This window comes from Nitritalea halalkaliphila LW7, assembly GCF_000265075.1.
GTDB classification, from domain to species: Bacteria; Bacteroidota; Bacteroidia; order Cytophagales; family Cyclobacteriaceae; genus Nitritalea; species Nitritalea halalkaliphila.
The window spans coordinates 183,945-197,842 of sequence record NZ_AJYA01000002.1 but is presented as its reverse complement, the minus strand read 5'-3'; the positions used below and the strand labels follow the sequence as shown (position 1 = coordinate 197,842).

The following is a 13,898-nucleotide window of genomic DNA, read 5'->3' as shown; positions in this document are numbered from 1 at the left end:
CACAAATCCGAGATTCCAGATGGTTCTAAACGCTACGAAACGCTTCCTCCTTTTGATCGCCCTCCTCGCTGCGGGCCTGGGAGGAAACAGCCAGAGTTTTGCGCAGCAAAACCCCCTCTTTCGCACGGATTATACAGAACTCCTTCAGCAGCAAAGAAACTTTCAGCAAGCCCTCGAGCTGGCGCTGAAAAGCTATGAGAAAAACGCCAGTGGTCGCGATGCCCGACGCATCGCCGCCCTCTACGACACCCTGCATCGCTACCCCGAGGCCTTCGACTGGCACCAGCGCATCATTAAAGAACACCAGCCCGAGCGGGAAGATTACCGCGCCTATGTCCGCGCAGGAGCTCGCCTAGACATGCCCGTCCTCCGGCTCGAACAGCTCCTCGGTAGGTCCGGCTTTCGCCTATCTCAGCTGGACGCTGTTAACATGGCCTTTATGCGCGCCGCACAAGCAGCTGAACCCACCGTAAATCTGGAAGCCGACAGCCGCTTGAATAGCCCCCAAAGCGACTTTGGACTCCGCTACGACAGCCGCGGATACGCCTACTGGAGCAGCGACCGCGGAACAGGTGGAGCAAGTAAAAAAGCCCTCATCCGCCTCGACCTAAAACCCAAAACCCCCGCAGAAGATTTCTACGAGCGCAACAATCGCGACTACCTGTGGATCTACCGGAAAAGCCCCGAGGGCGAGCCCGAAAAACTACGCTTCGAGGGGAAAGATTTCCTCATGACGAAAGACCCCAGCATCGCACTTAAAAGCAAGCACATTTTCTTCACCGCCGTAGAAAAACCAGAAGGAAGAAAACAGCGTATCCTGTACCCCGCCATCTACCGCGGTGAACTCCAGGAAGACGGTCGCGTCACTCAGATTTCTCCCCTACCCTTCCATGCACCGCAGCGACATGCCGCCCAGCATCCTCACCTGGATGAGGCCGGCGGCTACCTCTATTTTGCCAGCGACCAAGAAGGCGGCTTCGGTGGCTTCGACCTCTACCGCGTAGCCCTGCATACAGACCTGAGCACACAGGGTCTGCCTGAAAACTTAGGCGAGACCATTAACAATGCCGCCCATCAAGTTTACCCCTTCCTTTTCGGAGAAGAACTCTACTTTTCCTCTAACCAAGCACCCACCCTCGGCGGACTCGATATTTTCAAAGCCTACATAGGTGAAAATGACTTCAGCCAAATCCAAAACCTCGGCACGCCCTTTAACAGCGGCGGGGATGACTTCGGCTACTACCAAAACGAGCGAGGAGGCCTTAGCATCTCTTCGGATCGACTGCTGCGCCAGGGCTCCGGAGATAACATCTACCGCATCGAAGATCGACGTGTCTTCTTTACCGCACGCTTTGAAGACTGCGCGGGCACCCTAATGACCTTTTCTGAAATCCCCGAACTCCTCGACCGTACGAAAGAGCAGGAGCTGGCGCTGCGCAAAAACCGGGTAGGGGAATTCTTCACAGAGGTAAGCATCGGAAGGGATTTTGCACTCCGCCTCGACCTCCCCGGCTACCGCATACTAGAAGACAGCAGCATCACCTCGAAAAACCTGACGATGAACTACATCGAGAGAACCTATCGCCTGCAGCCTATCCTGCAGGTCTTCACCCTCCTGCAAGACACCATTTACTATGACCTAGACCGCTCCTTTATCCGCCCAGAGGCCGCCGAGCGTCTGGATCAACTGGCAGAAGCCCTTAAACGCTATCCAGAAACTACACTACTCGTGGCATCCCACACCGATTCACGCGCCAGTGATGCCTATAACGAGGCACTCAGCGAACGCCGTGCACTGGCCGTTCAAGACTACTTGAACCGCCGACATGGTATCCCCGCCAGCCGCCTTACGCTAAGCTGGTACGGAGAACAGCTCCTCCTAAAGGACTGTGGCGATGGCATGCCCTGTCCAGAAGAGGAACATCAGCGCAACAGAAGAACGGAGCTACGCCTACAGGTTGACCCCGAACACCCCACCCTACAGCGGGATCCACGCTTCCGCGATCTGGACCCCTGTGACCCCGAAGCCTGGAGACGCTTCTTCCGAGAGCGCGCTGGGAAATAAAAAAACGCCGTCTCCCGCAGACACAGCAGGAGACGGTGCATAAAAGGTTTTTGATAAAAAAGATCTTGGCCGGGACGGCCAAAATCTACTCCCACATCGCCTCGATAAGCAGCGTGTAGAAATCGCGCACCTCCATCCCCGCAGCACGCACCTGCTGGGAGATCAAGCTCGTCTCGGTCTGCCCTGGAACAGTATTCAGTTCGATAAAAAAGCATTTACCATCTTCGTGGCGTAGGAAATAATCCATACGGACCGCTCCCCTGCAGCCAAGCGCCTCATACACAGCAGCCGCGATGCGCTTCACACGCGCTACTTCCTCTGTCGACATACGACCTGGAGTAATTTCCTCCGTGACACCTGCCACATACTTGGCCTCAAAATCAAAAAACTCCTTAGAACTTACGATTTCCGTGGCCGGCAAAACATGGACCTGGCCCTTTGCCTTATACATACCGATCGAAAACTCTCTACCGGAAACAAATTCCTCCACCAGCACCTCCGAATCCTCTTGGAAAGCACGCAGGAGTGCCTCTTCTAAGGCCGCTTCCTCCTTTACTTTCGACATCCCGATACTGCTCCCACCACTATTTGGCTTCACAAAAACGGGGAGGCGCAGCTCCGCTAATACGCGCGCCGCCGCCTGCGCATCTCCGCGCTGCAAACGCACACTTTTCGCCACATAAAGTTCCGGAATCGGCTCCACGATGGCCTTGGTAAAGGCTTTATTCATGGTAATGGCTGAAGTCAGCACATCGCACGTAGTGTAAGGCATATCTATCAGCTCAAAATACCCCGCCAGCTTACCGTCCTCTCCAGGTGAGCCATGCAGGCAGTTGAACACCCCATCGAAAGTGACTTTGCCGCTAGGCAAATCCAAAGAAAAATCATTCAGATTCACCGGGTACTGCTGCCCCTCCGTCTCGTAATACCAGCGACCTGGGTAGACGAAAATCGTGAACACCTCGTACCGCTCCGGGTCGAGGAGACGCGCCACCACAGCGGCACTCTTCAGGGAAATAACGGACTCTCCGGTAAAGCCACCGGTGACCAAGGCGATCGTTTTCTTCATGCTGGAAATCGGCTTATATGTGCTACGAATTACTGCAAAAAACAGCAGACTTCCCGCATGAAAACGGAAAAATTAAAGGGATTTCTTATCGCGCCGCTTTTGGCAGGCTGAAAACTTGCCTAATCGCAGGCCTACCATCCTTTTCGGCCCCCGCTTTTCCGAAATTGTGCCTTGCCACAAGGGGAAAACCTGTATATTCGCCTACAAAAATATGCGATCATGAGAAAAAGAAATTGGATAGCCTTTAGCCTATGTGCACTGCTCAGACTAGGTGGGGCACAGCAGGTCGAGGCACAGGAGGCGCGCCCGATCACGCTAGAAGATGTGTTTCGCTCGGATGCCTTTAACCAGCGCAGCGTCACAGGCATCAACTGGATGAACGATGGCCGTTTTTACAGCTCCCTAAGCCGCGAAAACGGGGCCACTAAAGTCGTGCAAATGGAGCTCGCCACTGGCAAGCAGACCGCCGTCATCGCCGATGGAGCCGCCCTCGGTTTGCGCATCAGCGCCTATGCCTTTAACCCCGATGAGAGCATGCTGCTACTCGAAACCGAGCCGGAAAGCATCTATCGTCGCTCCCGCAAGGCTATTTTCCACGTCTTCGACCGGGCCAGCGGACAGGTAACCACCCTCATGGATGGAAAAAAAATCATGCACGCTACCCTCTCGCCTGATAACAAGCAGGTAGCTTTCGTCTACGAAAACGACCTCTACATCGCAGCGCTAGCCACAGGAGAAGTCCGCCGTGTCACCGTAGACGGCCAGTGGAACGCCATCATAAACGGCTCCGCCGACTGGGTATATGAAGAGGAATTCTCCATGTCGAAGGCCTTCGAATGGTCGCCTGACGGCAAAAAACTGGCCTTCATCCGCTTCGATGAACGCGAAGTTCCCGAATTTAACATGCAGCTGTGGGGGAGTCTGTACCCCGAAGATTATAAATTTAAATATCCGAAGGCTGGCGAAAAAAAACGCGCAAACCAGTATCCACATCTACGATTTGGCCAGCGGCCAAACCACCACCGTGGACAGCGGCAGCGAAACAGATCAGTACCTGCCACGCATCTACTGGACCGCAGACAGCCAGCAGCTCGCCTACATCCGGCTAAACCGCCTACAGAACCAGCTCGATTTCTTCTATGCTAACCCAGCAGACGGGCGCTCCACCCTGCTCCTACAGGAGAAAGCCGCCACCTATGTGGACCTCAACTATAACGATAACTTCCTGTTTCTGGGCCAAAATAAGGGTTTTATCCGTACCTCCGAACAGAACGGCTACAAGCATATCTACCACCACGCTAACGATGGCAGCCTGATTCGGCAGCTGACAGATGGGCCTTTCGAGGTGAACAGCCTGATCGGCGTGGACGAGAAGGCCGGTAAGCTTTACTTCATCTCCTCGGAAGCCTCTCCTCTGGAGCGGCACGTGTATGTGGTGGGCCTTAACGGCAAAGGAAAAAAACAGCTCACCACCGCGAAAGGTACGCACCGCGTGAGTATGAGTAAGGATTTCCGCTATTTTATCAACTATCACTCCGCGGCGGATAGCCCGATGACAGTGACCCTGCACGAAAGTAACGGCAAACTGCTCAGTACCTTAGAAGATAATGCAGCCCTACGGGAGCGGCTAAAAGGATTTCAACTGGCCCCTAAGGAGTTTTTTCAGCTGGACGGCGCCGATGGTACACCGCTAAACGCGTACCAGTTGAAGCCCGTAAATTTCGACCCGAATAAGCAGTACCCTGTCCTGATGTTCGTCTATGGGGGCCCCGGCTCCAGCAAGTGACCGACAGCTGGGGAGGCGCACGGGACTTTTGGCACCAGCACCTAGTGGCGGAAGGCTATATCGTCGTCTGCGTAGATAACCGCGGAACAGGCGCACGGGGCAGAGACTTTAAACATGTCACCTACGCCAACTTAGGCAAGCATGAAGTGGCCGACCAGATCGCCGCGGCACGCCAGCTTGGAGCCCTTCCGCATATCGACGCCAGCCGCATTGGCATCTGGGGCTGGTCCTATGGGGGCTACATGTCCTCACTGGCACTCATGCTCGGAAACGATGTCTTTAAAGCAGCCATCGCCGTGGCTCCCGTTACCACCTGGCGCTACTACGATACCATCTACACAGAGCGCTACCTGCAGACGCCACAGCTGAATGCAGAAGGCTATGACGCCTATAACCCGATCACCCATGTAGATAAGTTGAAGGGCGAACTTCTACTCATCCACGGTACAGGCGATGATAATGTGCACTACCAAAACGCGGTGGATTTAGTCGATGCTTTGATCGCTGCCGATAAGCAGTTTGAGACCATGTACTATCCGAACCGAAATCATGGTATTTATGGAGGAAACACCACGTGGCACCTGTACAGCCTGATGACGGATTTCATCAAAAGAAAATTATAAGAAAGCATTGGGGCCCTTGCGCCCCAATACCTTTTTTAATAGCTTACAAAAGCAAAACATTCCTTCACCTTATCCTCTAAACGCTTTCCTATGAAAGAACGCATGCACCTCTCCCTCCAGACGATGAGTTTCGTCTTGGTTTCTACGGGCATCCTGTACGCCACGTGGGATCCAAAGGTCAGTCTGGCACTGGTCCTCACGTATATGCTGGTGCTGGTCGCCTTCCTCGAGGCGGCTTCCCTGTACATCACACGGCCGCTCTACCCAGAAAGCCATACCACCTTCAAAGCCGGGATGATCGCCACCTTCTTTATTTTGATCGGCATCAAACCATGGCGCCCTCCCTATTTATTCCACTTACCATTACCGTTTTCGCGGCGAACTACCTCTATAACTTCTACATGAACACGAAGCGTAGAGGCGTTTTTCATCGGGTAAACCGGCCCGTTCCGGGCAAAAAGAAAACGCGACGCTAAAAAAGGATTATTTCCACGCCATCAAGGAATAATTAAAAAATACGTTTGCGGAAGTGATCGTGGCCTGACCTTTGTGGCTTTAGCCATAAAAAGAAGACAACCACTATAAATTTACCCATGAAGCAAACGATCGCTATCGTCGGAGGCGGGGCCTGCGGGGTCGCCTCTTTTATCGAACTCTTTATAAAAATTCATCAGTTTGGCCTACAAGACAGCATCCGCATCGACTGGTTCGAGAAGGAAAAAACCCTCGGATATGGACTAGCTTTCGGCTCAGAGGAAAAAGGCCACCTTCTAAATACACCCACCGACCTAATGGGCGTCTACGCGAAAGAGCCCGCCCACTTTACAGACTGGGTGGCAGACCGCAAAACACGCGATTCCGACCTTGTCCACGGAGAAGGCGAATGGAACGATACCTACACCGCCCGCTTCTTATACGGAGATTACCTAGCCGAACAAGCCGACCGCTACCTCGCTATGGCTAACCGAACGGGCATCTCCGTCTGTGTAAAAAATACAGAGGTAGTGGACCTCGATCAGGATAAAGACCAGTACGTCCTGCATGACAGTGCCGGAGGCGTCCACACCGCAAATTTCGTCGTCCTGGCCCTCGGCACCCCGAAACCGCAGAATTTTTTAAGCTTTCGACAGTATGAGGCCTACATCCCCTTCCCCTGGCCCAGCCGCCCGCTCATCGAAAAAATTTCGACGTCCGAACATATCGGCGTTTTAGGCTCCAGCCTCAGTGCCATCGACACCATCATGACACTGGAAGATAATGGCTACACCGGAAAAATCTCCCTTTTTTCCCCAGATGGCTGATGCCCAAAGTCCAGCCTGTAGAAAATCGCCCCATCGACCGCAAATTCCTCACTGTCCCCGAAGTGCACCGCATCGCGCGGCACAACTTGCAGCGTATCCGCACGGTGGATCTCTATGCGCTTTTCGAAAAGGAATACCAGCACCAAAGCGGCGAAAACAAGCCCCTCTCCTCCTTTAACCGTATCGGAAAATCTGCGGCCGCCTGCCTGGAAGAAGACATTCAGTCGGCAGAAAGCGGAGGAGATCTGCTTATGAACATCGCGTATGCCTTACGCTACGACTCCTCCACCATCTGGAACGACATGAGCACGCGAGAAAAGGTCAAGTTCATGCGGCACCTCGGCGGGCACTGGGCCACGAACCGGCACGCCATGCCCCTTCCGAACGCAAAACGCCTTCAAAAACTCTTTGCTAGTGGCCGGCTGTCGGTCTACCCCCACTTCACACACCCTGAAAAAACCGCTGAGGGTTTCCGCATGCACCGAAAAAAAGGAGACCCTTTAGAAGTAGACCTTCTGGTAAACGCCACAGGCAGCCCCTCCAAGCTGAGTGACATGGACGACCCCCTCATTCAGGCCATGCTCGCTAAAAGCATCGTGCAAGAGTATCCCGTAGGTGGCGCCTTAGTGAATTACCGCACCCTTCAGGTCATGGCGCCGCATTCTGGTAAAGGCCTCTTCGCCACAGGCCACCTCGTAAACGGTATCCTCATGGACGTAAATGCCGTCTGGTTTAATGTCCGCAGCATCGAAACATTAGTGGAAGAGCTCCTCTTTAAAATCCAACACTATGATGCTGTTTGAATTTCTGAAAGGCATCTTCCCCTACCTGCTCTGCGTGCCCCTAGGTTACTGGCTTAGCCGAAAAGAATATCTCCCTAAAGCTTGGGTGACCGTACCGATGCTCTTTGTGCTTATGCCGGTTCTCATCGTCAACCATGTCCTAAAAGCGGAGGCCGAAAGCCTAAAAATCCTGCCCCTAATGGGCTTTTTACTGGCCCTGGGCATGCTACTCCCCGCCCATTTCTTTCATCGCTTTCGGGCACCTGAGGCCGAGCGGGGCTTGATCCAAAGCTCCTTTTCTTTCTACAATGTCGCGTTTTTCGGCATCCCTACCGTGCTGGCACTCTTCGGGCCCGACAGCGTCACCCTGCTCATCTGCATCTACATCGGCACCGCCTGTACGGGGACATCATCGGCTTCTACCAGGTCGCTAAAAGCACGCACACCATGCGCCAAGCCCTACTTCGAGTCTTCAAAATCCCTTTTGTGTATGCCTTTCTCTTAGCTGCGGGGCTCCGCTGGGGAGACATCTCCAGTCCCGACTGGCTTTCGGCTAGCGCCAAAGCCTTCGGCGTAGCCGTCTCCATCGGAGGCATGCTAATCATCGGAATGAACCTTACGGAGGTCAACTTTAAACGCTTAAATAAACGCTTCCTCGCAGAAATGATGGGAATCCGCCTTGTAGCGGGCGTCCTGCTTACAGGGCTCCTACTCTTCTTAGAGCGGCAGTTTTTCGGCTGGCTGGAAGAAGAAAGCCTCCACATGATGGCCCTACTCCCACTCTTTCCGATCGCCGCGAACGTCACCCTCTTTGCCAGCTACCTCGATGCCGACGAAGGTGCCACTGCCACATGGGTGCTCGTATCCATGCTCCTCTCCTTGCTGCTCATCCCACTGGCGAGCTTGTTCTTTTAAGAAAAGCAAACCCTGAAAACGTATGGACAGCTCAACTAACGCATACGCTGAAAAGCACGCGCGATTCCTTCTTCTGCCCGGCGGGCGGCAGCACGCACACGTGCAGGATCCACACCGAGCTGCGCCAGCTTCGCCGTATCAGCCAACCATTCACCCACGCTTTTTTTCCCCTTGCTGCGGTTAATCGTAGCTAACGTAACGCCTATGTTTTCTGGACAATTCACCAGCTCCGCGATCTGCGCATTCGTCAGGCGATCGCGGTAGCGCATAAAAATTTCCTCCGCAGAGAAGATGTGCTCGTAGTGGTAATCCTCTCCTCCTCGAAGGGTTTTACCTGTATAACAATCTTCAAAAAGTGCCACACCACCTCCTCGGCGCTGTGCCTCCTGGTGCATCTGGGCTTTCCGTGCCGCGAATACCTGATCGATTTCAAAACGCCAGTAGGGTCGATTCGGGCTAGTATCTATTTGCTTTTGACTCATAAAAAAAGATTTAAAAAGAATATTTTGCTTAAGATAGTAGGAAAGTAGCGCAAAAACTACTTCGTACGGAGTGCTCCCCACTAAAAATAGTCCTTTTATGTCCTCATTTCAGACGAGCAGCCTGCAGCTATGCCCAAAACCCCTACAGATATACAGCGAAAAGCCACACTTACCAATTCTACGTCCAGTTACCAAAAAAACTGACCTTCCCGTATACGCTTGGCCACCGACCTGCCGTCCTGCACCACCTTCGGCATATTTTTTGAACTTGAGCAGGTATTACAAAAAGAATTCACAGCATGCATCTGCAACAGCTCACCCGAACCGGCCTCTTGCTGCTCTTTGCGCTAGCCCTGCCCCTACAGACGATGGCCCAGGCCAAACTGGAAAAGCTCCTCGAAGACCGAGCGGCCCTCCATCAAGCATGGAAAGCCTCTGAAGCGAATAAGTCAGGGATCTTCGGTAATCGCACCAAAAAAGACATGCAGGAGACCAATGCTTGGCTGGAGCGTATCCTCCAAAAAGACAATCTCATCATCCAAGAGCTGGAACTCCAGCAGCAAATCGTCGCCTCGGAGATGACCTACGAAAAAAACGACTACAAATTCGTCATGCAGCGCCTCGAACGGGAAAACAGACAGCTGAAAGAACGGTTAGCACAGGCAGAAGATGCCCTCCTAGAGCAAAAAAAAACCACCTCCAGCGTGTGGAAGTGGTTAACTTGGACTAGCTTATTTTTACTCGCCTTGCTTATGGGCAACTACTGGCGGATGCGGCAGCGGGTTAGCGCTTCAGACGCGCGATAGGCGTACGGCCTCCCTTGGTCTTTTGGTCCATCTGGACCAAAATTTCTGCATCCAGCGGAAGGTATAAGTCTACCCGCGAACCGAACTTGATAAAACCAAACTCACCTCCTGCCGGGAGCACCGTGCCCGCGTCCACATACCACTTGATGCGGCGCGCTAGCGCTCCAGCGATTTGGCGCACCATAATCTGTACACCATTTGGATGCTGCAGCACCATGGAAGTCCGCTCGTTTTCAGTGCTCGATTTCGGATGCCAAGCCACGAGGTACTTACCCGGGTGGTACTTAAAATACGCGACTTTCCCCGGAATAGGCGCCCGATTCACGTGCACATTTACAGGAGACATGAAAATGGAAACCTGCTTACGCTTTTCCTTCAGAAATTCATCTTCGAAAGCCTCTTCGATCACCACGACCTTGCCATCTGCAGGGGCATAGACCAGCTGCTCATCCTGAGGCAGTGGCACGAAAGGTTTCGGAAAAACTGAAGAATAAGCAGATAGAAAACCACACTCACTAAGAGTGCACTGTTATGCAGCTGCCCAGCTTCAGGAAAACCAAAGTGGAGAGCCGCATTTAGGGCTACCAATACCAGTAGGAGCCAAAATAGGAGCGATCTGCCTTCTTTATGAATGCTCATAGGTTTAGGGGATAAGTCAAAGAAAAGGCTGTGCACACATACACAGCCTCAAATATAGAAAGAAATCCTGTATGCCGTTTAGAAACCGCCGCGGAAGGTATAAGTTTTTGCTACCTTGTCGATAGCGACGATGTACGCCGCGATACGCATCGGCACGTCATACTTGATCGAAGCCTCATACACATGGTCGAAAGCATCCTTCATGATACGATCCGAGCGTCTGTTGACACGCTCTGCCGTCCACTTATAGCCAAGACGGTTTTGTACCCACTCGAAATAGGAAACGGTCACACCGCCCGCATTCGCTAAAATATCGGGAACAGCCATGATGCCCTTTTCATTAATAATCGCATCCGCACGTGCAGAAGTAGGCCCATTAGCACCTTCTACGATCAGCTTGGCCTTAATCTTATCTACGTTTTTAATCGTGATAACATCCTCTACCGCAGCAGGCACGAGTACATCCACGTCCAGCTCTAAAAGCTCCATCGGATCGCTTAGCTTCTCGGCGCCGTCAAAACCTTCTAGGGTACCATTATTTCCGTCACGGTACTGAATAGCAGCCTGAATATCGATACCATTTTCATTCTGATAGGCACCTGAAATATCCGAAATCGCAGTGATCTTGAGACCGCGCTCCTCTAAAAGCTGAGCAGCCCAAGAACCTACATTACCGAATCCCTGCACCGCACATGTCGCTTGGAAAGGGTTGATTTTTAATTTCTGCATGGCAGCCAGCGCAGAAACCATCACGCCGCGACCTGTAGCCTCTGTTCGGCCTAGGGAACCGCCTAACACGAGCGGCTTGCCCGTCACCACTGCATTTACCGTCATGCCATGCGCCTTCGAGTACTGGTCCATTAACCAAGCCATCTCGCGAGGCCCGGTACCCATATCTGGAGCAGGAATGTCTTTGTCAGGACCGAAAACGTCGATCATCGCCGTGGTATATGCACGCATGAGGCGCTCGATTTCTCCCCGTGACATCTCACGTGGGTTACACTTCACCCCTCCTTTTCCACCACCGTAGGGAATATCTACGACAGCACACTTCCATGTCATCCAAGCGGCTAGCGCACGTACCTCATCTAAGTGCACATCTGGTGCGAATCGGATACCTCCCTTCGCCGGACCCAAAATGTTCGAGTGGATCACGCGAATCCCCTCAAATACCTCTATCCTACCATCATCCATGGTGATGGGCAGGGAGACGATAACTTGCTTGGCAGGATTTTTTAATACATTATAGACCTCATTCGAAAGTCCTAATTTCTCTGCCGCGATGTTAAATCTTTCCATCATAGACTCCAAAGGATTTTCTTTATCCTTAATGGGAGCCGGTTCTATGTAAGCCATATTTGGGTTTTGTATGTTGATGAATGAATGACACTACAATATTAAGGCAATTTTTAATTTAATCCGCTCGTTTTAAAATATTTTCAAAAAAGCAGCAATAAAGGGGGCCGATAATAACAATCCGTCAAAACGATCCATAAATCCGCCGTGCCCAGGAAGCATCCTTCCGCTATCTTTTATCGCGATGCTCCGCTTAAAAAGAGACTCGATCAGATCGCCATAGGTTCCTGCCACGATGATAATCGTCGCGATGCTGTACCACTGCCAGATCGCTAAGGTGTTAAAGTAAATCCCCAGGCCGTAGGCCAAAACATAAGCCAGCACCGCTCCCCCTAAAAACCCTTCCCAGGATTTCTTGGGAGAAACACGCTCGAAAAGCTTGGTCTTGCCGAACTTCGTTCCAGCAAAATACGCCCCCGTATCCGTGGCCCACAGAATGAATAGCGAGCCGATGATAATTTCATAATGAAAGGTATCATCCACCGCAAAAGCCGCCACATTCAGTAAACTAAACGGAATCGCCACATAAAAGATGCCTAAAAAAGTGTACGCTACGCCTGTAAACGGCTTCTTATCAGATTTTCTGTACAGCTTGATAAAAAACACTAACGAGGACAAAGGAAAAATCAAGAAATAAAATTTATCGTCGATATGCCCAAACTCTATGGTAAAGGTCAACACAAAAATCGACAAGCCTAAAAAAGTCCCGAAAGACTTCAGCGGCAACAGTCCATCCAGCCCGGAAAGCTTGTAAAACTCCATTTGGCAGAAGCCCAATATAGTCCCAAAAACAATAAAATAGGTCCACTCACTGTAAATCGAAGCCCCCACGATCAGCGAAGCGCCGATCAGCGCCGTAATCACGCGCTGGCCCAGGTTACTGTAATTGTTGATATTAAACCTATCCCTCACTCTCAAACCTGACCTCATTCGCTACAATGTTTAGGGCCTTCATCACTTCGCCAGCCGGAACCAGCACCTCGTAATAGCCGTGAATTTTATACACTGACTCTTGCTTATTCAGCACCACTGCCGGAATTTCATGCTCCAACAAAATGGACTTGACGATCTCGGCACGCACCGGAGATCCATTTTCAAATACTTTTTTCCAGCTCATGCCGCTTTTTATTCATTTTTCGTAAAAGGCCCAGCCCGAGCACCAAAAGCCCCCCCGCACCTAAAGACAGCAGCGGAGCCACTAAACTGGGATCTTGGATGTCCGTCTCTACCAGCTCCTGACGATGCAGGTACACCATCAGGATCGTCAGACCATTATTAAAGGTGTGCGCCAGCGCAGGATACCACAGACTGCCGGTATAATAATACAAATACCCAAAGAAAGCACCAAGGAATGTACGGGGAATCAAGCCATAAAACTGAAAATGAATCGCCGAAAAGATAAAAGCCGTCACCCAGATCGCCACATGTGGATTCCCTGTGTACCGCTGCAGCTTGGGCTGCAAAACACCGCGAAAAAAGAGCTCCTCCCCTATTCCGGCCCCCACAGCCACCACCAGAAAGCCCAGTAAAAACTCCCCTATATGCTGAAAATCAAGCAGAAATAAGGTCAGCTCCTCCAGACGCTCCTCTTGGCTTTTTAAGGCCTCCTCCAGCGCTGCCCAAGACTCCGGAAGGGTCAGCTGACTGTTCCACTGAATGAAATAGGCATTGGCCGTAATGGCCAAAACCGAAAGTGCCACCACATACACAGCGAAATCGAACCGAAAGCGCTGGTTTTGGTGTTTCCATCCAAAGGAGGCATTATCGATAAAGCGCGCATATATAAGTGCGGCGAGTGCAAAGGCCAGCCCGGAAGCAATTCCCTGCATGAGCAAAAAAACAATGCGCGCATGCGGCAGCGTGGAGGAAGCGGGATCACTGGCAAACTCCTGCAGCTCCGCCGATTCGAACCCAAAAAGCAGGCTGACCAGCAGGACAGCGATACCATTCATGACCACCACCACCCCGAATCCGATGAGGAAAAGGGACAAAAGCCCTAAATACCAGGGACCTTGGCGGCCTATTTTGGATTCTGCTTTATAAATCTCCATAATTAGCCGTAAATTTACGCAAA

The 13,898-nt window shown here is 52.0% G+C and carries 13 protein-coding genes and 2 pseudogenes; 8 read left to right on the top strand and 7 right to left on the bottom strand.

Features of this window, described 5'->3' with window-relative positions:
* Positions 1-19 precede the first annotated feature (19 nt).
* Entirely contained in the window at positions 20-2,065 is a 2,046-nt protein-coding gene (locus A3SI_RS01500; protein WP_009053310.1) for an OmpA family protein, read from the top strand.
* Between the two features lie 85 nt (positions 2,066-2,150).
* On the opposite strand, the gene A3SI_RS01495 is transcribed toward A3SI_RS01500, so the two are convergent.
* Entirely contained in the window at positions 2,151-3,134 is a 984-nt protein-coding gene (locus A3SI_RS01495) for a D-alanine--D-alanine ligase (RefSeq protein ID WP_009053309.1), read from the bottom strand.
* Between the two features lie 219 nt (positions 3,135-3,353).
* Here A3SI_RS01495 and A3SI_RS23060 point away from each other — a divergent pair.
* The 6 genes and pseudogenes from A3SI_RS23060 (at position 3,354) to A3SI_RS01470 (ending at position 8,541) form a co-directional block, all read left to right on the top strand.
* Positions 3,354-5,543, top strand: a pseudogene (locus tag A3SI_RS23060) (S9 family peptidase).
* A gap of 90 nt (positions 5,544-5,633) precedes the next feature.
* On the top strand, positions 5,634-5,948 hold the full coding sequence (locus A3SI_RS01485) for a hypothetical protein (protein WP_009053308.1): 315 nt from the start codon (positions 5,634-5,636) through the stop codon (positions 5,946-5,948).
* A gap of 188 nt (positions 5,949-6,136) precedes the next feature.
* Positions 6,137-6,844, top strand: a complete 708-nt coding sequence (locus A3SI_RS16905) for an FAD/NAD(P)-binding protein (RefSeq protein WP_050977304.1) — start codon at positions 6,137-6,139, stop codon at positions 6,842-6,844.
* A complete protein-coding gene (locus A3SI_RS16900; RefSeq protein ID WP_050977302.1) occupies positions 6,844-7,647 on the top strand; it encodes an FAD/NAD(P)-binding protein in 804 nt (267 codons plus the stop codon). The genes A3SI_RS16905 and A3SI_RS16900 overlap by 1 nt, the downstream gene beginning before the upstream one ends.
* A complete protein-coding gene (locus A3SI_RS01475; RefSeq protein WP_040669736.1) occupies positions 7,634-8,131 on the top strand; it encodes an AEC family transporter in 498 nt (165 codons plus the stop codon). The genes A3SI_RS16900 and A3SI_RS01475 overlap by 14 nt, the downstream gene beginning before the upstream one ends.
* Positions 8,113-8,541 (top strand): hypothetical protein, encoded by a 429-nt coding sequence (locus tag A3SI_RS01470; RefSeq protein ID WP_040669735.1) that lies wholly within the window; start codon positions 8,113-8,115, stop codon positions 8,539-8,541. Before A3SI_RS01475 ends, A3SI_RS01470 begins: the two co-directional genes overlap by 19 nt.
* A 35-nt stretch (positions 8,542-8,576) precedes the next feature.
* Here the strand turns inward: A3SI_RS01470 and A3SI_RS01465 are convergent, their stop codons facing one another.
* A complete protein-coding gene (locus A3SI_RS01465; protein WP_156810105.1) occupies positions 8,577-9,023 on the bottom strand; it encodes a hypothetical protein in 447 nt (148 codons plus the stop codon).
* 299 nt (positions 9,024-9,322) lie between these two features.
* On the opposite strand from A3SI_RS01465, the gene A3SI_RS01460 reads away from it, so the two are divergent.
* Entirely contained in the window at positions 9,323-9,829 is a 507-nt protein-coding gene (locus A3SI_RS01460; protein ID WP_009053306.1) for a hypothetical protein, read from the top strand.
* On the opposite strand, the pseudogene A3SI_RS01455 reads toward A3SI_RS01460, so the two are convergent.
* The 5 genes and pseudogenes from A3SI_RS01455 to A3SI_RS01435 all read right to left on the bottom strand — a co-directional run bounded on the left by A3SI_RS01455 (position 9,807) and on the right by A3SI_RS01435 (position 13,875).
* Positions 9,807-10,468 (bottom strand): annotated as a pseudogene (locus A3SI_RS01455) (phosphatidylserine decarboxylase family protein). The gene A3SI_RS01460 and the pseudogene A3SI_RS01455 overlap by 23 nt on opposite strands.
* A gap of 78 nt (positions 10,469-10,546) precedes the next feature.
* Positions 10,547-11,824 (bottom strand): Glu/Leu/Phe/Val family dehydrogenase, encoded by a 1,278-nt coding sequence (locus A3SI_RS01450; RefSeq protein ID WP_009053304.1) that lies wholly within the window; start codon positions 11,822-11,824, stop codon positions 10,547-10,549.
* A 72-nt stretch (positions 11,825-11,896) separates the two neighbouring features.
* Positions 11,897-12,754, bottom strand: coding sequence for a phosphatidate cytidylyltransferase (locus A3SI_RS01445; RefSeq protein WP_040669733.1), 858 nt, complete (start codon positions 12,752-12,754; stop codon positions 11,897-11,899).
* On the bottom strand, positions 12,726-12,941 hold the full coding sequence (locus A3SI_RS01440; RefSeq protein WP_009053302.1) for a putative signal transducing protein: 216 nt from the start codon (positions 12,939-12,941) through the stop codon (positions 12,726-12,728). Before A3SI_RS01440 ends, A3SI_RS01445 begins: the two co-directional genes overlap by 29 nt.
* Positions 12,919-13,875 carry a CPBP family intramembrane glutamic endopeptidase gene (locus A3SI_RS01435; RefSeq protein WP_009053301.1) on the bottom strand — a complete coding sequence of 319 codons (957 nt, stop codon included), beginning with the start codon at positions 13,873-13,875 and terminating at the stop codon, positions 12,919-12,921. Before A3SI_RS01435 ends, A3SI_RS01440 begins: the two co-directional genes overlap by 23 nt.
* Positions 13,876-13,898 lie beyond the last annotated feature (23 nt).